General features: G+C 66.9%; 22 protein-coding genes. 12 read left to right on the top strand and 10 right to left on the bottom strand.

The features are described 5' to 3' along the window. Position 1 precedes the first annotated feature (1 nt). The 4 genes from Hhyl2_RS09285 to Hhyl2_RS09270 form a co-directional block, all read right to left on the bottom strand. Positions 2–679 (bottom strand): sensor domain-containing protein, encoded by a 678-nt coding sequence (locus tag Hhyl2_RS09285; protein WP_483550458.1) that lies wholly within the window; start codon positions 677–679, stop codon positions 2–4. Positions 680–756: 77 nt separating this feature from the next. Further along, positions 757–1,038: a DUF7521 family protein gene (locus Hhyl2_RS09280; protein WP_483550457.1), complete on the bottom strand. Its 282-nt coding sequence runs from the start codon at positions 1,036–1,038 to the stop codon at positions 757–759. After that, positions 1,035–1,382, bottom strand: coding sequence for a hypothetical protein (locus tag Hhyl2_RS09275; RefSeq protein ID WP_483550456.1), 348 nt, complete (start codon positions 1,380–1,382; stop codon positions 1,035–1,037). Before Hhyl2_RS09275 ends, Hhyl2_RS09280 begins: the two co-directional genes overlap by 4 nt. After that, positions 1,379–1,750, bottom strand: a complete 372-nt coding sequence (locus Hhyl2_RS09270) for a helix-turn-helix domain-containing protein (RefSeq protein ID WP_483550455.1) — start codon at positions 1,748–1,750, stop codon at positions 1,379–1,381. The genes Hhyl2_RS09275 and Hhyl2_RS09270 overlap by 4 nt, the downstream gene beginning before the upstream one ends. Before the next feature lie 106 nt (positions 1,751–1,856). Here Hhyl2_RS09270 and Hhyl2_RS09265 point away from each other — a divergent pair, with 106 nt between their 5' ends. Both Hhyl2_RS09265 and Hhyl2_RS09260 read left to right on the top strand, forming a co-directional pair. Beyond that, on the top strand, positions 1,857–2,618 hold the full coding sequence (locus Hhyl2_RS09265; RefSeq protein WP_483550454.1) for a sensor domain-containing protein: 762 nt from the start codon (positions 1,857–1,859) through the stop codon (positions 2,616–2,618). Positions 2,619–2,662: 44 nt separating this feature from the next. Continuing rightward, positions 2,663–3,286, top strand: a complete 624-nt coding sequence (locus Hhyl2_RS09260; RefSeq protein WP_483550453.1) for a hypothetical protein — start codon at positions 2,663–2,665, stop codon at positions 3,284–3,286. A gap of 1 nt (position 3,287) precedes the next feature. Here Hhyl2_RS09260 and trpB read toward each other — a convergent pair whose 3' ends face one another. The 5 genes from trpB to Hhyl2_RS09235 all read right to left on the bottom strand — a co-directional run bounded on the left by trpB (position 3,288) and on the right by Hhyl2_RS09235 (position 8,347). Beyond that, positions 3,288–4,442: a tryptophan synthase subunit beta gene (gene trpB / locus Hhyl2_RS09255; RefSeq protein WP_483550452.1), complete on the bottom strand. Its 1,155-nt coding sequence runs from the start codon at positions 4,440–4,442 to the stop codon at positions 3,288–3,290. 83 nt (positions 4,443–4,525) lie between these two features. Next, complete coding sequence (locus Hhyl2_RS09250; protein WP_483550451.1) at positions 4,526–5,062, bottom strand: GNAT family N-acetyltransferase; 537 nt, start codon at positions 5,060–5,062, stop codon at positions 4,526–4,528. A 124-nt stretch (positions 5,063–5,186) separates the two neighbouring features. Beyond that, positions 5,187–6,983 (bottom strand): glycoside hydrolase family 13 protein, encoded by a 1,797-nt coding sequence (locus Hhyl2_RS09245; protein WP_483550450.1) that lies wholly within the window; start codon positions 6,981–6,983, stop codon positions 5,187–5,189. A 66-nt stretch (positions 6,984–7,049) separates the two neighbouring features. After that, positions 7,050–7,547: a PH domain-containing protein gene (locus Hhyl2_RS09240; protein WP_483550449.1), complete on the bottom strand. Its 498-nt coding sequence runs from the start codon at positions 7,545–7,547 to the stop codon at positions 7,050–7,052. A gap of 2 nt (positions 7,548–7,549) precedes the next feature. Next, entirely contained in the window at positions 7,550–8,347 is a 798-nt protein-coding gene (locus Hhyl2_RS09235) for a hypothetical protein (RefSeq protein ID WP_483550448.1), read from the bottom strand. A gap of 98 nt (positions 8,348–8,445) precedes the next feature. Here Hhyl2_RS09235 and Hhyl2_RS09230 point away from each other — a divergent pair, with 98 nt between their 5' ends. Then, positions 8,446–8,970 (top strand): hypothetical protein, encoded by a 525-nt coding sequence (locus Hhyl2_RS09230; RefSeq protein ID WP_483550447.1) that lies wholly within the window; start codon positions 8,446–8,448, stop codon positions 8,968–8,970. A gap of 4 nt (positions 8,971–8,974) precedes the next feature. Here Hhyl2_RS09230 and Hhyl2_RS09225 read toward each other — a convergent pair whose 3' ends face one another. Continuing rightward, on the bottom strand, positions 8,975–9,940 hold the full coding sequence (locus Hhyl2_RS09225) for a hypothetical protein (protein ID WP_483550446.1): 966 nt from the start codon (positions 9,938–9,940) through the stop codon (positions 8,975–8,977). Positions 9,941–10,120: 180 nt separating this feature from the next. On the opposite strand from Hhyl2_RS09225, the gene Hhyl2_RS09220 reads away from it, so the two are divergent. From Hhyl2_RS09220 to Hhyl2_RS09180, 9 genes are all read left to right on the top strand, one after another. Beyond that, positions 10,121–11,530, top strand: a complete 1,410-nt coding sequence (locus Hhyl2_RS09220; protein ID WP_483550445.1) for a sulfatase family protein — start codon at positions 10,121–10,123, stop codon at positions 11,528–11,530. 6 nt (positions 11,531–11,536) lie between these two features. Next, on the top strand, positions 11,537–11,947 hold the full coding sequence (locus tag Hhyl2_RS09215; protein ID WP_483550444.1) for a GtrA family protein: 411 nt from the start codon (positions 11,537–11,539) through the stop codon (positions 11,945–11,947). A 44-nt stretch (positions 11,948–11,991) separates the two neighbouring features. Further along, entirely contained in the window at positions 11,992–13,971 is a 1,980-nt protein-coding gene (locus tag Hhyl2_RS09210; protein WP_483550443.1) for a hydantoinase/oxoprolinase family protein, read from the top strand. Between the two features lie 126 nt (positions 13,972–14,097). Further along, on the top strand, positions 14,098–15,639 hold the full coding sequence (locus tag Hhyl2_RS09205; RefSeq protein ID WP_483550442.1) for a hydantoinase B/oxoprolinase family protein: 1,542 nt from the start codon (positions 14,098–14,100) through the stop codon (positions 15,637–15,639). Between the two features lie 193 nt (positions 15,640–15,832). After that, on the top strand, positions 15,833–17,731 hold the full coding sequence (locus Hhyl2_RS09200) for a 2-oxoacid:acceptor oxidoreductase subunit alpha (RefSeq protein ID WP_483550441.1): 1,899 nt from the start codon (positions 15,833–15,835) through the stop codon (positions 17,729–17,731). A 2-nt stretch (positions 17,732–17,733) separates the two neighbouring features. After that, positions 17,734–18,672, top strand: a complete 939-nt coding sequence (locus Hhyl2_RS09195) for a thiamine pyrophosphate-dependent enzyme (RefSeq protein WP_284008220.1) — start codon at positions 17,734–17,736, stop codon at positions 18,670–18,672. Between the two features lie 77 nt (positions 18,673–18,749). Then, on the top strand, positions 18,750–19,178 hold the full coding sequence (lrpA1, locus tag Hhyl2_RS09190) for an HTH-type transcriptional regulator LrpA1 (RefSeq protein WP_483550440.1): 429 nt from the start codon (positions 18,750–18,752) through the stop codon (positions 19,176–19,178). A gap of 35 nt (positions 19,179–19,213) precedes the next feature. Continuing rightward, positions 19,214–20,761 carry a DHH family phosphoesterase gene (locus Hhyl2_RS09185; protein WP_483550439.1) on the top strand — a complete coding sequence of 516 codons (1,548 nt, stop codon included), beginning with the start codon at positions 19,214–19,216 and terminating at the stop codon, positions 20,759–20,761. A 37-nt stretch (positions 20,762–20,798) separates the two neighbouring features. Beyond that, complete coding sequence (locus Hhyl2_RS09180; RefSeq protein ID WP_483550438.1) at positions 20,799–21,593, top strand: CBS domain-containing protein; 795 nt, start codon at positions 20,799–20,801, stop codon at positions 21,591–21,593. The last annotated feature ends 8 nt before the right edge of the window (positions 21,594–21,601 follow it).

Below are 21,601 nucleotides of genomic sequence, written 5' to 3'. Positions count from 1 at the left end.
CTCACTCCGTTGACTCCGAGCGGCCGACAGAGAGCAGTGCGTCGGTGAGGTAGCCGCCGAGGTCGGCCAGTGCGTTCAGGACGTGTAGCGAGACCAGGCCGAGGACGATACCCAGGCCGGCCAGTCCGAGCGCTTCGGGGAGCGTCGTGACGGTGTAGCTCCCGGTCTGGTAGGCCATCGAGGGGGCGTCGTACACCAGGGGTGCGGCGAGCAACGACGCGACCACGGAGCCCACCGTCACGACGGCGACGAACGCGACCAGTCCGAACGCGAACTTCAGGAGGACCACGACCAGACTCGTCCAGGTCGTCGGGTCGACGAGGAACCGCTTGCAGGCCTGGACGACGTCTGTATCAGGGTCTTCGATGTTGCGATGGAGAGCCGAGAGTGCCGTCGGCGTCGCCGTCTCGCGGTCCAGCAGCGCCGTCGAGAGCCGGGCCTCGAACCAGGCAGCCGCAGTCACGGCCAGCAGGGTCAGTCCGAGCACCGGGATGCCGACCAGCGTGAACGAGAGGCTCAGGCCGGTCGAGATACCGGTCGTCGTCCCGACGAAGTACGCCAGGCCGAGCGGGAACGCCAGTAGGAGATAGGCCAGTCGCTTGTAGGTGCCAGCGTCGAAGGGGACGCTGCAGAACTGTACGAGTAGATCGGTGAACCGCTGGGAGGGTCGTGCAGTCATCGTCACAGTTCCACGGTAGACAGGAGCGACAGTATAAGGGGACAACGGGCTGGCGAACCTGCAGCCGGCCGGTACTTTTATCTACTAGAATCGAACGTCCGGTAGATCGCGAGCAACCCGAGCGTATGCGAGAGGGTGATTCCTAGCAGTGCCTGCGCGTCGGTCAGCGACACCAGGGGGGAGAGCACCGTGGTGAACAGGTACGGAATCACGGCGATCGCGAGGATGCCGACCGAGAGCGCGCGCATGGTCGGGCTGTCGTTGCGCTGGTATCCTCGGAAGGCCAGGCCGGCGACGACGAGTCCCAGGACTGCCGTGACCAGCGAACTCCCCGTCGCGAGGAGATCGAGCCAGGTCATCGGCCACCTCCGTAGACGACCACGAGGATGGTGAGCAGGCCGGCCGATTCCAGCAGCGACGTCGTGAGAATCCGGACCGCCGAGGGGACGGCGACGACGTTCCCGACGACGAACCGGATGACCATCGGCGCCGGCGCCAGCAGGAACATCCCGACAGCGAGAAACAGGATCGGCATCGCCCGGGACCGCCGGTAGCCCTGGACGAACCGGTAGGTCACGAGGACCGAGAGGATCGTCGCGACGAGGAACGTCGCCAGTGCCAGCAACCCGACGACAGTGGTCCCACCCTCGACTGTGATCTGTGAGTGGGCGTCCGTGGCGAGTGTGGTCCCGAGTAGCGTCATCCTGTGAACTCCTCGTACAGTCTGGTGAAGCGGTCGGCCGCCGGTTCGCGTCTGTCGACCTCGATGGTGACCCCGTCGTCGTGGAACCGTATCTCGACCCGTTCCAGCCGTGCGGTGTAGGTCTTGTAGTGGTTCCCACCGGGGTCCAGCTGTTGCTGGGCCTCCAGGAGGTCACGCTCCTCTAATCGTTCGATACGCCGGTAGATCGTCGAGTCGTCGGCACCACAGAGTTCACTCAGCGCTTGCGCTGACTGTCCCTCCTCACGGGTCGCGACGAGGATCGTCCGCGCGTACTCGTCGTCGAGTAGCGAGAGGAGTTCCTCGTCGACGTCGCCGTCGACCGCGACCTCACCGGCGACCGAGGGCATCGTCCGTGATTGCAGGGTGGGCCATATTAACTCCTGCCCAGTGTCTCAGCGTCGTCGTTCTCGCCATACTTTTTGTCGTGCCCGACCGACGACCTGCCACCGTCGTATGCCTGCCCGCTCCTCACTCCGCGCTGCCCTCCCGTCGTTGCGGTCCCGCCTGCTCGCGCCCGTCCGTGGCCGAACGTACCGCCGCGGGCTGTACCTCCTGCTCTCGTTCCCGCTCGGCAACGCGTACTTCGTCGTCCTGCTGACCGGTATCGTCACCGGGGCCTCGACACTGATCGTACTCGTCGGGCTCCCGCTGCTGCTGGCGGTACTGGTCCTCGTGCGCGGGCTGGGCTGGTTCGAGCGTCGGCTGGTCGCCAACCTGCTCGACGTGGACGTCCCCGACCCGGAGTACGCCTTCCTGGATGGGGGCCTCCGGGAGCGGGCCGTCGGGCTGGTGACGGACCGCCACACATGGACGGAACTGGTGTACCTGTTCAGCATGTTCGGCTTCGGCATGGGCTCGTTCGTCTTCCTGGTCTCGTCGCTGACGATGTCGCTGACGATCCTGGCGACGCCGCTGTACTACGACCGGGCGCCGGGACGGGTCGGCGTGTTCCCCGGCGACCCGATCGAACTCGCACAGTCGCTGTACGTCCCCTGGGGCGACCTGCTTGTCGGGGCGAACGTCGGTATCACCGTTTCCCAGTGGGCCGTCGACTCGCTGCCGGACGCCCTGCTGATGTCGGCCGTCGGCGTGGTCCTGCTCGGTGTGACGCTGAACCTGATCGATGGGATCGGCTGGCTGTGGGGACAGTACGCCAGGCTGTTGCTCTCCGCAGAGTTCCACCCCCTGACGTGGCTCACCCAGCGGCTGCGGTGACCTGGAACGCAACGAATAGGTGGCCGGCGACGGCAGCGTCGCGTATGTCCTCCACGAACGCGGCCACCGAGGTGGCGAGCCGCTACCACCGGCTCGAACGGCCCACCAGCGGCGCACTGGCACTGACGGTCGGTGTCGCCAGCGCAGCGGCACTGTTCTTGCTCCCGCTCCTGCAGGGACTGGTCGTGATGGTCGGCCTGCTGGCGCTGGTCCGGCTCCCTCTGTTCCGGAGCAGCGGGACGACACGCCTGGTGACCGATGCCCTACCCGAACAGGTCCGAGCGGAGTTCACGGGAGCGACTCCGCCGGTGCTCTCCTTCCAGTGGGGGCCGGCCGACAGTGTCCGAGAGACGGCCGACGGGGCCGTCTACGAGTTCTCGTATCTGTTCGGGCTCCGCTCGGTCACGATGGCCGTGACCGTCGCGGAAGGTGACACCGACGGGCCGCTCGAACTGGCCGTGACGGTCGACGACCGACCGTGGGCGACCTACACGGTCGCAATCGACAGATCTGGCCGAGAGACCTCCATCGACATCTCGTGGGACTCGGACCGCCGGTTCGGGCTGACCCGGCTCCCACAGTGGTACCTGGCCGAGCGCTACCGCGAGGACGCCCTGGCTGCCCAGGGGTACACCGTCGTCGAGCGCGACGCCGTGCTGTCGGTGTAGCTCAGCCGAGATCGAACTGTTCTGCGGCGGTCTCCATGTCCTTGTCGCCCCGGCCCGAGAGGTTGACGAGGATCGTCTCGTGATTGCCCTCCGCTGCGAGTTGCTTCGCCATCGCGATGCCGTGGCTGGACTCCAGGGCTGGGATGATTCCCTCTTCCTCGGCGAGCTCGCGGAACGCAGCGAGCGCCTCGTCGTCGGTGATCGCCCGGTACTCACAGCGCCCGACGGCACGGAACATGGCGTGTTCCGGCCCGACACCGGGGTAGTCCAGTCCCGCCGAGACGGAGTGGACGTCCACGTCCTCGTCGATGACCCGCGTCTTCATCCCGTGGATAACGTCGTCGTCACCGGCCGCCAGCGGCGCGGCGTGCCGGTCGGAGTCACCCCCTTCGCCGCCGCCTTCACCGCCGTAGAAGTCGACGTCGTCGTCACGGAACGCGTGGAACAGGCCGATAGCGTTGGAGCCACCGCCGACACAGGCGACGGCGGCGTCCGGGAGGTCGCCCGTTCGCTCCTGGAACTGCGAGCGGGCCTCGCGGCCGATGACTGCCTGGAAGTCACGGACCATCCGCGGGAACGGGTCCGGGCCGACGACGCTCCCGACGAGGTAGTGGGTCTCCTCGATGTTGTGTGCGAAGTCCTCCAGGGCGGCGTCGACGGCGTCCGCGAGGCCAGATCCGCCGCGAGTGACCTCGTTGACCTCCGCGCCCATCAGTCGCATGCGGAAGACGTTCATGCGCTGTCGCTCGACGTCCTTCTTGCCCATATAGATCTCCGTGTCCAGGTTCAGCAAGGCCCCGGCCATCGCCGTCGCGGTGCCGTGCTGGCCCGCGCCGGTCTCGGCGATCAAGCGCCCTTTACCGGCCTTCTTCGCTAGCAGTGCCTGACCGAGCGTGTTGTTGATCTTGTGCGCCCCGCCGTGGAGGAGGTCCTCGCGCTTGAAGTAGATCTCCGCGCCGTAGCGTTCCGAGAGGTTCTCGGCGTGGTACAGCGGCGTCGGACGGCCAGCGTAGTCCTCAAGCAGCGCCCGGAGCTCGGCCTGGAACTCGTCGCTGTCTTTGATATCGTCGTAGGCTCCCGCGAGCTGTTCGAGCGGTTCTTCGAGCATCTCGGGCACGTGCCGACCACCGTAGCCGTCGAAGTCTCCGTCTGACATACGTGCCTGGTATCACCCCCCATTATAAAAAGTTGGACCCGCGTCCACTGCCGACCGGCCGTTCGTCACAGCGCCATAACTACCTACAACTGTTTCTCGAAGTGGACGAGTTCGTACTCGCCCTCCATCGAGCGATCGACGGCCTCGTACCCCTCCTGTCGGTAGAATTCGACGGCAGCCGACTGGCGCACCGCTGTCGTCGCGAGTAGCACCTCGAAGCCGTTCTCGGTGGCGTGGGTCTCTAGCCGGTGGAGCAGCGACCGGCCGATGCCCTGCTGCTGGTGGGTCGGTGCGACCCGCATCCGGTGGAGTTCCGCGGCGCCGGGGACGGTCCGCTCGTCGGCGTGGCCGACCTCGTTGGGGAGGTAGCCACCCATCGCGACGACAGCGCCGTCGAAGGTCCTCGGCGGGTCCTGGTCGCCGCTTGCGCCGTCGTCGACGGTCCCGACGAGGAACGCGCCGCCACCCTCGACGTATCGACCCGCGACGTCTCTGAGGTCGTCGGTGCCAGGGATGTCCGACGGATCGGTGCCCGACGCACGCATCGCCCACTCGTGGAGGTCCCAGACTGCGTCTGCGTCCCGCTCGTCGTAGCAGCGGAACCGGGGTGTGGCTGGCATCTGTCTGGCTATACTCGGGACAGCCGGGGTTTCATACTACCGGCTATACACACGTGCCGATTGTTGCCACCCCGGGTAGCAACATCCGTCACGAAGGGGATCGCCTGCAGTATCAGCGTGTCGATCAGGTCAGCTTGTAGACGCGGGCCTCGTAGGGTCGCAGGGAGACGGTATCGAGCCCCTCGTCGACCGGGTAGTTGGCGACCAGCAACTCGCTCTCCTGGGCGGTGAGGTCCGCCGGAAGCTCGACTGTCGGTTCCTCCTCGGACCAGTTCAGCACGGTCAGCAATGTGTCCTCCCCGAGCGTGCGCGTGTGTGCGAACACCGATGGGTCCTCCGGGAACAACAGTTCGAAGTCGCCGCCGTAGACGACGACGTCGTGTTCGGACCGGAGGTCGATCAGCGTCCGGTAGTAGTGGAAGATCGAGTCCGGGTCCTCGCGGGCAGCGGCGGCGTTGATCTCGTCGTAGTTGTCGTTGACCTTGATCCAGGGGTCGCCGTCGGTGAAGCCCGCGTTCTCGGCGTCGCGCCACTGCATCGGCGTGCGCCCGTTGTCGCGGCTGCGTGACCTGACGAGTTCGCTCAGTTCCTCGAAACTGGCGTCGTGATCGGTCATCAGTTCCTCCGTGTGGTTGATGGCCTCGACGTCGCGCATCTCGTCCTTGGACTCCCAGTCGACGCTGGTCATGCCCAGTTCCTCGCCCTGGTAGATGAACGGCGACCCACGCAGGGTAAAGAGGTAGGTCGCAAGCAGCTTTGCGGACTTCTCGCGGTACTCGCCGTCGTCACCCCAGCGGGAGACGGTCCGTGGATGGTCGTGGTTGCCGAGATAGAGACTCTCCCAGCCGTGGCCTTCGAGTTCGGTCTGCCACTCCTCGACGACCGATTTGAGGTCGCGCAGGTCCCACGCCAGGAGTTCGTCCTGGGGGGCCTCGGCGTCGGCAAGTCCGTCGAGATCGACGTCGCTCGCGTCCCACTTGCCCGCGCCGTAGGGGATCTCGATGTGCTCGAACTGGACGACCTGGCGCAGGCCGTCGCCGTCGGCACCGAGGTACTGCTTGGCGTCGTGGACGTCGACGCCGACGGCCTCGGCGATGGTGAGGACGTCGTACTTCGAGAGGACCTGATCGTAACACTCCCGGATGTAGACGTGGACGCCGGGGCCGTTCAGGAAGTGGTCGCTCCCGACCCACCCCTCTTCCATGTCGCTGTCGGGATAGCCGGGAGTCTTGGCGATGTGGTTGAACGCGTCCAGGCGGAAGCCGTCGATGCCCTTCTCCAGCCACCACTCGGTGACGTTGTACAGTGCCCGGCGGACGTACTCGTTGCGCCAGTTGAGGTCACACTGCTTGGTGTCGAACAGGTGCAGGTAGTACTCCTCGCGCTGGGGGTCCCACTCCCAGGCCGACCCCGCGAAGATCGAGCCCCAGTTGTTCGGCGGTTCGCGGTCCCGCGGCCCCGGGCTGTCCGTCGCGTCCGCTCCGTCGACCTCTTTCCCTGGGTGCCAGTGGTAGAAGTCGCCGTAGGGTTCCTCCTCTCGCCGGGACTTCTGGAACCACTCGTGCTCGTCGCTGCTGTGGTTCAACACCAGGTCCATGATGAGCTTCATGTCCCTGGCGTGGAGTTCGTCGCGCAACCGCTCCCAGTCGTCCATCGTGCCGAACTCCGCGAAGATACTGTAGTAGTCCCGGATGTCGTAGCCGTTGTCGGCCTGTGGTGAGTCGTACACTGGACAGAGCCAGACGACGTCGACGCCGAGTTCGTCGAGGTACTCTATCTTCTCGATGACACCGGGGATATCGCCGATGCCGTCCCCATCGGAGTCGTTGAAACTCTTTGGATAGATCTGATAGACGACGGCCTCCTTCCACCACGCGCTGTCGATGGGCCCCGCGGACCCTGCCCTGTCAGTCTCTGGCATACTTCCCAGAGGGCGAGGATCGCTATTGAATCAACCGACCGATTATCACGGTTGAAAGCCACCGACTCAGGCCCGACGGACACACTCGCGGACGATCTTGTAAACCCGGTCCGGCTCCTCGACGTTCTCCAGCCTGATGCTCCCGAGACCCAGGTTCATCGTGATCGTCCCGAACCCCAGGGCCTTCTGGAACCGGTTCTGGCTGAGCCGGTGGCTCCTGACCTGCTCGAACCGGACCCCCTTCGAGCGGGTCCGAAAGAGGAACTGGTACTCGCGTTCGACACGGTCCCGCGTGACCACGTACGTCGTCTTGACCAGGACGATGGTCCGGATCAGCAGTCTGACCGCGACGAGTACCGTCACCAGTAACACCACCAGTCCGACGGTGTTCGTCACCTCGGGGTCCCCCAGGAGTTCGGGCCGTTGCTGGAGGACGACGACCACGGCGAGTCCGAGGACGAGGAACACCGCCAGTCGCAGCAAGGTGGGTTTCGTCGTCGGGTTCGTCCGCAGGAGTTCGCCGTTGTCGGCCTGTTCGCCACCGTCCGTTCTCCGTTCGTGCATGGTTAGATCACTCCGAGCGTCGTCGTGACGACCGAGCCCGCGACGTACAGCACCGGCGACAGCGCGACGGCGACGACCGTCGTCGCCGCGTCTGTCCGGTCGGTCTGATGGTTGATCCGCGCTCCCAGATACAGCGAGAGGAGGTAGTACAGCGTCGTGAGACAGAGGATCGCGACGACCCATCGTCCCTGTGCGGACAGCGGGCCGGCGACGAGTTCCTCCGGGCGACCACCGGGGAGTTCCAGGTCCGAGCCCAGCAGGTCGATCACCAGGTAGACGAACGCTGCCTGGGCGTTCCGGACCAGTGTGCGTGCGGCCGCGAGTCCCTCGGTGTTGGTCAGGTACCAGACGCCCGAGAACAGCACGACCAGGTACGCACTCGTCGTGTAGACGACGGTGTGGACACTCTGGACGAGCCCGCGTGCACCGCCCGTGAGTACGATCCCGAGGTGGAAGGTCACGAGCGTGATCCCGGTCGCGACAGTGATGAACGCGCAGTTCCGGACGAACCCCACGAGTACCGCCCAGCTGGCGGCCGGATTCCCGCCGAGTGACCCGGCCAGGGCGGCGAAGGCAGTGGGCGGGGAGCCGGCCTGTTGCAGTCCGACACCGGCGACCGTCAGCGGGAGCGCGTACAACACGAGATTGGCGACGTAGACGCCCACGAGCGACACCAGCTCTCGGAGCGTCGCGGCGGTCGACTCGGCGTAGGCACTCCGCTGGAACGCGACGAAGCGCCGGGGACGGAACACCGCGTCGAAGGCCGACCTGACGACCGATTCGACACCCCGAACGACCATACGTTGGTGTTTATGAATACGTATTTAGACGTTTGTGTCCCGGCAGGCTTGTGGTACCCTTTTTGTAGCAATACCGCAAACACCTTCGACAGTGCGTCATGGCCGACACATCCGACACGCCACTGGTTGCTGTCACCGCGCTGTCTGCACTGTGGATCGACGGGCTCGCCGTCGGGTACCTCCTCGAACTCGCGTCCCCGGTCCAGTTGCTCGTGGGCTGCTGGGCGCTCTCGTTTCCCCTGCTTCCGCTCGTCGTCGCCGACGGCGAGGGGACGGGGGCGCTCTCCTGGCCGTTGATCGTCGCGCTGGAACTGCCGGTGGTCAACGTCCTCGCGGGGCTCGGGTACGCGCTCGGTCGCCATCGGTCCGTCAGGCCCGCCGACGAGGGGGTGCTCGGTCACGGCGGCTGCTACGGGCTGGGCATCGTCTTCGCCGGTCTTTCGCTCGTGGTCGCGCCGTTCCTGACGGGACCGCTCGCGCTGGGCTGTGGCTACCGTATCCGCTCGACCTACCATCGGCGCCAGGGATCGCTGCTGCTGGCCGTCGCCGGGACGCTCATGCTCGCCGGGCTCCTGACGAACGTCGTGCTCTTCCTGTTCGTCCGCCCGGGACCGGTCCTCTGAGCCCCTACGCGGAGGTATCGATGTAGAGTGACGTCTCGTAGTGGTCGCCGTCGACGGCGACGTAGTGGCGACCGGACAGTTCCGACCGACAGCTCTCGGCTGAGCAGTCGAGTGCCTCTCTGAACCCCAGTTCTGCGAGCAGTCGCTCGTAGGCCTCCGACAGCGGGAGCGTCTCCGTGTACTGCTCCCTGGTCCGGGCGGTGTCGAAGGTCCGGCGCGTCGCCTCGTCGAGCGACGTGCGCGAGAAGCGCGCCTCCACGAGGGCGGCGTCGGCGACCCGTTCGAAAGCCGTCGCGCTGGACGCGACGCGGGTGGCCGTCGCCGTGTGCTCGGGTTCGACCAGCGTCTCCTGGCTGACCTCGACGGACAGGACGGTGTCGTGGATCCGAACGTACTCGTGCTCGGGTGTCGGTGCCAGTTCGCTCTCGGCCCGGTCGAGGAACCGATAGACGTAGCCGCCCTGCTCGACGGCGTCCCAGGGGGCACCGCCGTCGTACTCGCGGGCTCTGGCGGCGAAGTAGGCCGGCATGACGGCGTTCTGGTCGTGCGGTGGGAGTTGCTCGCGGGGTGTGGCCGCGGGGGTCGACTCGTCCTCGGCGTCGCCCACCCAGGACAGGCGCAGCACCGACCGCTCGATCCGCTCACTGCCGGTGACGATGTCGTGTAGCTGGTAGTATGCACCGTCGTGTTCGGTGTACTCGTCGTCGGGGATCGCGGGATAGCCGTACGTCCTGTACTGACCGCCGGTGACGGCCGCACGCCAGGCCTCGCGCCGGACGGTCGAATACGGATCGTCCCGGTCGGCGGGACGCCAGAGGGCCCGGTCAACCAGGTCCCCGTTCAGGCCGGTGAGCCGGAGCGTGTACTCGACCGTCGGCTCGTCGCCGCCCGTCAGGGAGCCACAGCCCGCCAGCGACCCGAGGCCGGCCGCTGTCGTCGCCAGGAACGCACGCCGGTTGGTGGAGGGCATCAGTCTCGGCTTGGAGCGGCGTCGTGTAAACTGTATGGATAGCGACCAGAACGTTCAGTAGCGTGTCGCCCGATGACAGCGTATGCACACTGCGTCCAGAGGGCTGGCGGCCACGCCCCACTCGGAACCGAGACGGGCTCGCCCGCGGCCGACGGCAGCCACGGACACAGCAGGTGGGCGATGAGCGACGTGTCGGCCCGGAACGTCGTGTTGATCACCGTCGACTCTCTGCGAGCGGACGCGCTGGGTGGCGACGGTGTCTCGCCCGTCCTCGACGACCTCGCCGACGACGGTGTCGTCTTCGAGAACGCCGTCGCACACGGAAACTGGACGCCCTTCTCGTTCCCCAGTATCCACGGGTCGCGACCGGTGTTCGCCGAGGGGCCGGCCATCGGCGTCGCCGAGACGCCGACACTGGCCGAGCGGGTCTCGGAGGCCGGGCTCGCGACCGGCGGGTTCAACGCCGCTAACGGGTTCCTCACGGATCACTGGGGGTACGACCGCGGGTTCGACGCGTTCGAGCCCTTCGTCGACAGCAGCGGCTACAGCAAGTACCTGGCCGCACATCCGACCGTCCAGGCGTGGGTCCAGCTCGGCCTCTCGCCGTTCAGACGGGCGGCGTCGAAGCTCCGCGGTGGCGACGACGACCGCCCGTTCGCAGACGCCGCCAGACTGAGCGATCTAGAGGACCACGCTGTCCGGTTCGTCGAGCGGACCGACGAGCGGTTCTTCCTGTGGATCCACTACATGGACACGCACACGCCGTACGTTCCGGCGCCGCGGCACCTCCGAGAGGTCTCTGACAAGCGACTCGGCGTCGCCCGAATGCTGGGCTCCCATCTCCGAACCGGACTGGGCTGGGACGTCGACGAGGGACGGCTCGCGACGCTGCGAACACTGTACGACGGGACGGTCCGCCAGGTCGACGCGAGTGTCGGCCGCCTGCTCGATACGCTCGACGCCGAGGGGGTCGCCGACGAGACGGCCGTCGTGGTCGCCGGCGATCACGGCGAGGAGTTCCTGGAACACGGTCACCTCGCCCACTACCCGAAGCTCTACCGCGAACTCGCCGAGGTGCCGTACTTCGTCACCGTCCCCGGCGGCCCGAGCCGTCGGGTGACCGAGCCCGTGGGACTGGACTCCGTCGCGCCGACCGTCTGTGATCTCCTCGACATCGACCCCGCGCCCGAGTGGCGCGGGCAGTCGGTCGTCCCCGCCTTCGCGGGCGACCCGCTGGATCACGGACCGATCGTCTCGGTCGCGGTCCGTGGCGAGACTGTCACGAGTCAGCCGATCCCGCGCCACCGCGACGACGGCGAACTTCTGGTCAGCGTCCGCGACGAGCGCTGGACCTATATCGAACACACCGAGTCCGGGCACCACGAACTGTACGACCGACAGACGGACCCATCGGAGCACGAGAACCTCTCTGAATCCAAACAGGAGGGGCAGGGATACGACGATGTCGTCGACCGGCTGTCGGCGATCGTTTCCGAGCACGTGGACGGTCTCGGGGACGGTACAACCGAAGACGGTCCCGCGGAGAGCGAGGAGATAGCGGCACGTTTACAAGCCTTGGGATACCAATAGTTCCCGATGGCGATGGCCACACGGTCGTCCATCCGGAATCCCCGGCTGGTTCGGTTTGCCCTCGTGGGCCTCGCAGCCGCGTCGATACAGACCGCGTTGCTCTGGCTCTTCCTGGAGTTCGGTAACTTACACTACCTCGTCGGCGCGGTCGTCGCGATCGAGATCACGATCGTGATCCAGTACGTGCTGAACAACGCCTGGACGTTCAGCCACGCCAAGCACACCTCGCGCTGGGAGTACCTCGTGGGAATGAGCAAGACGAACGTCGTCCGCGGCTCGGCGATCCCCCTCCAGGTCGGCTTGCTGTACGTTCTCGTCGACTGGGGTGCGGCCATCCCGGTCGTCGCAAACGCCGCGGCAATCGGGGTGACCGGCATCTACCGCTACGCACTCGACTCGCGGTGGACGTGGGGCTGACCTGAGCACGACCGTTTTATCTGGCAGGGTCCCGGACAGCCGATATGAACGAGACGGTCCGGCTGGGTGTCGACGTCGGCGGGACCTTCACCGACGTCGTCCTCGCCACCGACACCGGCCTCACGACGGCGAAAGTCCCGTCCACGACGCCACAGCACGAGGGCGTCCTCGACGGCATCGCCGTGGCCTGTCGATCCGCCGGCATCGACCCGTCGGCGGTCGACCAGTTCCGGCACGCCACGACCGTCGCGACGAACGCCCTGCTTGAGGAGACCGGTGCCGAGACGGCGCTCGTCACGACCGAGGGGTTCGCCGACGTGCTGGCGATCGGCCGCCAGAACCGCCCGTCGCTGTACGACCAGACCGCACAGCGACCGGACCCGCTCGTGCCGGCCGAGCGACGGTACGAACTCGACGAGCGGGCGACGACCGAGGGGATCGAGGAGTCGGTCGATACCGACGCCGTCCGGGATCTGGCTGCCGACATCGAGGCAGACGCCGTCGCGGTCTCGCTGCTCCACGCCTACGCGTACCCGACCAACGAGCGAGCGGTCGCAGAGACGCTGCGAGACGAACTCGACGTCCCAGTCTCGGCGAGCCACGAGGTGCTGGGGGAGTTCCGGGAGTACGAGCGGACGGCGACGACCGTCGCCGACGCCGTGTTGACGCCGGTCATCGACGACTACGTGGGCCGCCTGGTCGACGGTGCGGCCGAACGGGGGCTCCCCGACCCACGCATCATGCAGTCCAACGGCGGCATCACCGACGCCGAGACGGTCCGGCACGACGCCGTGACCACGGCGCTCTCGGGGCCGGCGGCCGGCGTCGTCGGCGCCAGCGCCTTCGAGCCAGCGGACGCCGACGGGGTGATCACCTTCGACATGGGCGGGACCTCCAGCGACGTCTCGCTGGTCCGTGACGGTGCGGTCGAGCGGACGACCGACGCCGACGTGGGCGGCCACCCGGTCCGGGTCCCGATGGTCGACGTCGAGACGGTCGGCGCCGGCGGTGGCTCTATCGCCTGGGTCGACGCCGGCGGCGCGCTCCGTGTCGGCCCCCAGTCCGCTGGTGCAGACCCTGGGCCGGCCTGCTACGGTCAGGGCGGCACCGACCCGACGGTGACCGACGCCGCGCTGGTGCTTGGCTATCTGGGCGCGGACACCACGCTGGGCGAGGACCTGACACTGGACGTCGATGCGGCGACCGAGGCACTTCGGGGTCTCGCCACGGAGGCGGGCCTGGACGGCCCAATCGAAGCCGCCCGCGGCGTCTACGAGGTCGCCACGGCGGCGATGACTCGCGCCGTCCGGAGCGTCACGGTCGAGCGGGGCCACGACCCCCGGAACTTCGCGCTGGCGGCCTTCGGCGGCGCCGGACCGATGCACGCTGCCGCCCTGGCCAACGGCCTGGACGTCTCGACGGTGGTCGTCCCGCGAGCCAGCGGCGTCCTCTCGGCCCGCGGACTGCTGGCGGCCGACGAACGCCACGACGCCGCCCGAACCTACCGCGGCGAACTGGCCGACGTCGACCCCGAGGCCGTCACGGACGTGCTCGACGACCTGGAAGCGGCGGTGCTGGCGGACACCACCGACCCCGAGGCCGCCACGGTCCGATACCAGGCCGACTGTCGCTACGTCGGCCAGAGCTACGAACTCGGCGTCGATGTCGGTGACTTCGACCGGGCCAGCGTCGCCGCGCGCTTCCACGCCGTCCACGACCAGGCCCGTGGGTACAAACTCCCCGAGGAACCCGTGGAACTGGTCACGCTCCGGGCGACGGCGACCGTCGCGCACGAGATGCCGACCGTGACACACGAGGCGTCCGGCGACCCGGTCACCGACCACCGGGAGGTCCGGTTCGAGGCCGCCCACGAGACGCCGGTGCTGGACTGGAACGCGCTCGGCGCGGGCCACAGCAGACCGGGGCCGGCCATCGTCACGGGCGGCGAGAGCACGGTCGTCGTCCCACCGTCCTGGCGGCTGACCGTCGACGAACAGGGGACGCTCACGATGGAGGCACAATGACCGACCATGTTTTTCGTCCTCGGGTGCCGTCGCTACGCTCCGGCACCACTCGTCGAAAAACATGGGTGAAAAAGACCGGCCGCTCGGCAGTGGCCTCGCGGCCGGGCCACAGAGTGAGGAACACAGATGACTGATCACGACCTCGACGCCATCGAACTGGAGATACTGCGCACACAACTGGAGAGCGTCGCCGAGGAGATGGGCCAGGTCCTCATCCGTGGGGCGTTCTCGCCGAACATCACCGAGCGCCAAGACTGCTCGACGGCGCTGTTCGACGCCGACGGCGACCTCGTGGCCCAGGCCGAGCACATCCCGGTCCATCTCGGGGCGATGCCCGAGGCTGTCGACGCGGTGCTGGCACACGATCCAGAACCCGGCGACGTCTTCGTCCTCAACGACCCCTTCGAGGGCGGGACCCACCTTCCGGACGTGACGCTCGTCTCACCCATCCCGGCGGACGGCGACATCGTGGGGTACGCCGTCTCGCGGGCCCACCACGCCGACGTCGGCGGGATGGCACCCGGGAGTATGCCGGCGGGTGCCCGCGAGATCCACCAGGAGGGAGTCCGCATCCCGCCGACGCGACTCGTCGCCGGCGGGCAGGAGCGCGAGGGCGTCCTCGGGTTGCTCCTGGCGAACGTCCGTAACCCCGCCCAGCGACGCGCCGACCTCCGGGCCCAGCGCGGGGCCAACGAACGCGGTCGAGAACGTGTCCGTGACCTGCTGGCCGACCACGGTGACCGCCTGCTATCGGCCTTCGACGCCGTGCAGGACTACTCCCGTCAGCGCGTCGAGGCGGAACTCAGCGAGATGCCCGACGGCACCTACACCGCACGGGACGTCATGGAGGGCGACGGCGTCGTCGACACCGACATCCCCATCGAAGTCACGGTCACCATCGACGGCGCGCAGCTGGCCGTGGACTTCGCCGGGACCGCACCACAGGTCGACGGCAACATCAACGCGCCGCTGTCGGTCGCCAAGAGCGCCGTCTACTTCGTCGTCCGGTCGGTCACCGACCCCGACGTCCCGCCCAACGAGGGGTGTTACGACCCCGTGCGTGTCCACGCGCCGCCGGGGTCGCTCGTCAATCCCGAGCCCCCGGCGGCGGTGGTCGGTGGCAACGTCGAGACGAGCCAGCGGGTCGCGGACGTGGTCTTCCGAGCGCTGGCGGACGCGGTCCCCGAGCGGGTCCCGGCGGCCGGCCAGGGGACGATGAACAACGTCGTCGTCGGCGCCACGGAGTTCAGCTACTACGAGACGGTCGGTGGCGGGATGGGCGCGAGCAGCGACGCCGACGGCCTCTCGGGCGTCCAGGTCGGGATGACCAACACGTTGAACACGCCCGTGGAGGCCCTTGAGGCCGCCTACCCGATCCAGGTCGAGGAGTACAGCCTCCGGACCGGGAGCGGCGGTGCCGGCCGACACACCGGCGGCGACGGCGTGGTCCGGGCGTTCACCATCGAGACCGACGCGACCGTCTCGCTGCTGACCGAACGCCGCCGGCACGCCCCCTGGGGGCTCGACGGCGGGGCCGACGGTGAACCAGGCCGAAACTATATCGACGGCGAGTCGGTTCCAGCGAAGGTTACACGCGAGGTCGCTGCGGGGACGACTGTCCGTATAGAGACACCCGGTGGCGGCGGCCACGGGGACCCGGTGGAGTGAGCCTCGCTTTCCTTCGAAGCCCGTGATTTGTGGTACCATCTAGCACTTGACTGGTCCGATTCCTGAAATCCGGAATTTGAACGGTCCAGACCCAACGATAACGATTTATATGGATTAATACAGTGGAAAATCTTTAGTCACGGCCCCCCAATTGCCAGAGTACGGCACCACTGCTGGGGCCGAGGATTTCACTATGACAGATAACGAACTAATCTGGCGAATCGCAGGCGGTTCCGGTGACGGGATCGACTCGACGAGTCAGAACTTCGCGAAGGCCCTGATGCGATCGGGACTTCACGTGTTCACACATCGTCACTACCCGTCGCGCATCCGGGGCGGCCACACGTACGTGGAAGTACGGGCGAAAGACGAACCGGTACAGTCTCGCGGTGACGGCTACAACTTCCTGCTGGCGCTGGGCGACTCGTTCGCACGGAACCCCCAGGAAGAGGCCTACTACGGCAAGGAAGAGCTGAAACCGCTGTACGAGAACTTCGACGACCTCCGCGAGGGCGGCGTCCTGCTGTACGACGAGGGCCTGCTCGACGAGGAGGACGTCGACGAGATCGACCTCGAAGAAGCAGCCGAGGAGAACGGCTGGCACGTCGTCCCGATGGATCTCCGTGGCATCGCCAAGGAACACGGCCGCGAGATCATGCGGAACACGGCCGGAATCGGCGCGACTGCCGCCATCCTCGACATCGGAACCGCGGAGTTCGAGGAACTCATCAAGCAGAACATGTCCGGGGACATGCAGGAGGCCAACCTCAACGTCCTGCAGGACGCCTACGAGGCGGCCGCCGAACTGGACATCGACCACGACATCGAGGTCCCCGAGAACTCCCACGACGAGGAGCAGGTTATTCTCTCGGGCTCTAACGCTATCTCCTACGGTGCTCTCGACGAGGGCTGTCGGTTCATCTCCGGGTATCCGATGACCCCGTGGACCGACGTGTTCACCATCATGTCCCAGCACCTGCCGGAGTTCGGCGGTATCTCCGAGCAGGTCGAGGACGAGATCGCCGCGGCGGCACTGGCGCTCGGTGCGTCCCACGCCGGCGTGAAGGCCATGTCCGGGTCGTCCGGCGGTGGCTTCGCGCTGATGTCCGAGCCGCTCGGACTGGCGGAGATGACCGAGACACCGATCGTGCTGGTCGAAGCGATGCGTGCCGGCCCCTCGACCGGGATGCCGACCAAGCCCGAACAGGCCGACCTGGAACACGTCCTGTACACCTCGCAGGGCGACTCGGCCCGCGTCGTCTTCGCTCCGGCGAACATCAAGGAATGTTACACGCAGACGCGTGCTGCCTTCCGGATCGCCTACGAGTACCAGATCCCGGCGATCGTCGTCTACGACCAGAAGATCCAGGGCGAACTCCGGAACCTGCCGGCCAGTCACTTCGACGAGGAGGCCAACGCCGACCCCGGGTCGGTGCTCACCGAAGACGAGATTCAGGACGCGGCACACCACTCCTCGGGCAAGTTCCAGCGGTTCCTCCACGAACCGGAGGACGGCTCGAACGTCAGCCCGCGGTCGGTCCCCGGCCAGAAGGACGGTCGCTACCTCGCGACCGGCAACGAGCACAACCCATCGGGCCACATCAGCGAGGACCCCGAGAACCGTATCGCCCAGATGGAGCGTCGGCTGAACAAGCTCGACGACATCCGAGCCGACCTCGACGAGAACGCCGGCCACCAGACCTACTACGGCCCGGACGAGGCCGACTACGGCATCCTGGTCTGGGGCAGCCAGCAGGACACGGTCTTCGAGGCCGTCGACCGCCTCAACGAGAACGGCCACAGCGTGAAGGCCCTGGGCGTCTCGGACATGATGCCCTACCCCGTCGAGGAGGTCAGCGACTGGCTCGACTCCGTCGACGAGGCACTCGTCGTCGAGATGAACGCCACGGCACAGTTCCGCGGGCTCACGCAGAAGGAGATCGGCAAGTACGGCGACAAGCTGTCGAGCCTCCTGAAGTACAACGGCAACCCCTTCGAACCCGCCGAGATCGTCGACGGGTTCGAGTCCAGTATCAACGGCGAGGACCTCGCCGCTTCGAACATGAAGTACCTCCCCGCAGCAGGTGACTAACCATGAGTGCATTCAGTGCAATCGGTGACGACCGCGAGATCGACCGAGACGAGTTCACACCCGGGATCGAACCCCAGGCGACCTGGTGTCCCGGCTGTGGCGACTTCGGCGTCCTCAAGGCGCTGAAACAGGCCATGCCCGAGGTCGGGCGCAACCCCGACGAAGTCGCGCTGTTCACCGGGATCGGTTGTTCCGGCAAGCTCAACAGCTACTTCAACAGCTACGGCTTCCACACCATCCACGGCCGCTCGCTGCCCGTCGCACGGGCCGCGAAACTGGCCAACCCCGAACTGGAGGTCATCGCCGCCGGCGGTGACGGTGACGGCTACGGCATCGGTGGGAACCACCTCATCCACACGGCCCGCGAGAACCACGATATGACCTACATCGTGTTCAACAACGAGATCTTCGGGCTCACGAAGGGCCAGACCTCGCCGACCTCGCCGAAGGGCCACAAGTCCAAGACCCAGCCCCACGGCTCGGCGAAGTCGCCCATCCGACCGCTCAGCCAGTCGCTCAACGCAGGTGCGACCTACATCGCCCGGACGGCCGCGGTCAACCCCAACCAGGCCAAGGAGATCATCGCCGAGGCCATCGAACACGACGGCTTCGCGCACATCGACTTCCTGACCCAGTGTCCGACCTGGAACAAGGACGCGAAACACTACGTGCCCTACACGGACGTCCAGCAGTCCGACGACTACGACTTCGACCTCTCGGACCGGGCTGAGGCCGCCGAGATGATGCGACAGACCGAGGAGAAGCTCTACGAGGGCGAAGTACTCACCGGTCGCATGTACGTCGAGGACGCTCGCCCCTCCTACGGCGAGGAGAAGCGCCAGATCGGCGAGATGCCCGAGGAACCGCTCGCCGAACGGTACTTCGACGAGGACGCCGAGTGGGAGCGGACCTACGACAAGCTGCTCCAGCATCACAAATAACCCCGGACCCGCCAGCGGCGGCGAACTCGGGTTTGTGGTTCGGAAGATATTTTTTTACGGACCGAAAAGAGAACCCTATGAGCGCCGAGTCTACGGAGCGTCGAATCCTCTCCGTCCTCGAGGAGGATGCACAGGCGTCCTACGCCGAGATCGCCGACAGGGCGGAGGTCTCGAAGCCGACCGTGCGAAAGTACATCAAGAAACTCGAGGAGGAGGGCGTCATCGTGGGGTACTCCGCCGACATCGACCCGAAGAAACTCGCGGGCCAGTCGATCGCGATGGTCGGTATCGACGTCGCCAGCGACTGCTACGTCGAGGCGACCCGACAGCTCAAGGAGATTCCGGGGCTGGAGGAACTGTACACGTCGAGTGGCGATCACATGCTGATGGCCGAACTCCGTGCCAGCGACGGCGACTCGCTGGCGGCCGTCATCGAGGAGGAGATCCTCAGTATCGACGGTGTCACGGCCGCCCACCCCTCGTTTCTGCAGGAACGACTGAAGTGACGGGTTTTTAGACGCTCCGGCGTCGACAGACTGGTATGCTTTCTCGGTTGGTGCTCGGAACCGGGTCTACCGCGCTCGCCCTGCTCGAGGAGATGCGAGACAGCAGCGAGGAGCTGGCCGTGGTGACCGACGACGAGCACCAGGCGTCTGCGCTCCGTGAGGACGGCGTCGCCGTCCAGGTAGCCGACCAGACGGACCCCGCGACACTGGCTGGGCTCGATATCGACCCGGACACCGTCGCCATCGCGAGCGACGACCCGGCCCGGAACCTGGCGGCGGCCAGCGCCGTCGCCGACGAGTTCCCGGCGGCCTTCACGCTGGCGTACGCCGGCACCGACCCCACGGCGGATCAACTCACGGCGCTGGCTGGCAGCGTCGACCGGGTCGTCGACCCCGCGGCGGCGATTACCGACCGGCTCGAGGAGGTCGTCGGTGGCGAGAGCACCCGCGTCCGACAGCTCCAGCGGGTGCTCAGAGACCTCGACTCCATCGCCATCGTCACGCACGACAACCCGGACCCGGACGCCATCGCCAGTGCCGTCGCGCTGGGACTGCTCGCCGAGCGGGCTGACTGTGCGTCGACGATCTGTTACTACGGGTCGATCTCCCACCAGGAGAACCGCGCGTTCGTGAACCTGCTGGAGTACGACCTCGTCCAGCTCGATCCGGACTCGCCCGCCGATCTGGAGGCCTACGAGGGGTTCGCGCTCGTCGATCACTCCCGGCCCGGCGTCAACGACCAGCTCCCGGCCGACCTCGACGTCGATATCGTCATCGATCACCATCCACCCCGTGCGCCCGTCGAGGCCCAGTTTGTCGACCTCCGGAGCGGTGTCGGTGCGACCAGCACGCTGCTCGTGGACTACCTCCAGCAGTTCGGCGTCGACATCCCCGAGGCGGTCGCGACCGGGTTGCTGTTCGGCATTCGCGTCGATACCAGGGACTTCCAGCGCGAGGTGTCGGCCGTCGACTTCGAGGCGGCGGCACACCTCGTTCCCCGGTCGGACATGACCGTCCTCCAGCGCATCGAGGACCCGAGCGTGAGCGCCGAGACGCTCTCGGTCATCGCTAGCGCCATCACCAACCGCACCATGGAGGGGTCGGTCCTGCTCAGTTGCGTCGGGAAACTCTCGGACAGAGACGCGCTGGCACAGGCTGCCGACAGGCTGCTGGACATGGAGGACGTCCAGACGACGCTGGTCTACGGTGTCATCGACGGCACTATCTACGCGTCGGCCCGGGCCCGCGGAGCCGATATCGACCTCGGCGAGGTACTCAGAGACGCGTTCGGGCAGATCGGCTCGGCCGGTGGACACGCCGACATGGCCGGGGCACAGATCACACTGGGCGTTCTGGAGTCGGTCGACGACCGGCAGGAGTCGCTCTACGAGATCGTCACCTCGGTCGTCAACGATCGGTTCCTCGACGCCGTCGAGTCCCGCTCCCACCGGTTGCTCGGCACCGTCTACGCCAACTCGACGTACGGGCCCGAGGCGGTCGTCGGTCCCACGGTCGAACCCGAGTCCGAGGGTCCCGACGCGACCGACGAGGGCGAGTCGGCCTCCGAGGTCGACTCGCCGTAGGCGAGACTTTTTGTTCGCGCGTGGCGAACCTCCGCTGATGGGTCAGTCCGGACAGCCGAGCGTACGGGAGTACATGACCCGGGACGTCTCGACGGTCGATCTCGACGACACGGTCGCGACTGTCGCCCGCCGGATCGCCGAGAGCGACGGCTTCAACGGCTTCCCGGTCACCGACGGGCGCCGGGTCGAGGGGTTCGTCAGCGCGCGTGACCTGCTGCTCGCGGAGGATTACGAGCCCATGTTCCGCGTGATGAGTGAGGACATCGTCGTCGCACACCCCGATATGGCGATCCAGGACGCTGCGCGGGTCATCCTCCGGTCGGGGCTCCAGAAGCTCCCGGTCGTCGACGATGCCGGCCACCTCGTCGGCATCATCTCGAACGCCGACGTCGTCCGCTCACAGATCGAGCGCGCGACCCCCGACAAGGTGGACAACCTCACACAGACGCTGGAGCGTATCCACGGTGTCACCGCCCACGAGGAACGCCGCGAGGTCGCGCTCGCGGACCTGACACCGACACAGACGACCGTCTACGCCGACGAACTGGAGGGGCGGATGTACGAACTCGAACACGGGCTGGCCGAACCGCTCGTCGTCATCGACAACGACGGCCAGCTCCTGCTGGCCGACGGGCACCACCGCGTGAAAGCCGCCCAGCGGGCCGGTGTCGAAGAGATGGACGCCTACGTCATCGTCCTCGACGAGCCGGTCTCGCTCGGGATGGCCGAGACGGCCGCCGAGTCGGGACTGGAACGCATCGACGACATCGACGTGGTCGACTACGCCCACCACCCGCTCGTCGAGACGACACAGCGACTGCAAAACGAGTAGCGCGAGGT

The sequence above is a fragment of the Haloarcula sp. H-hyl2 genome, from assembly GCF_056934385.1.
Note: the sequence above shows the minus strand (reverse complement) of the source record. Positions and strands in the feature narration are given on the sequence as shown.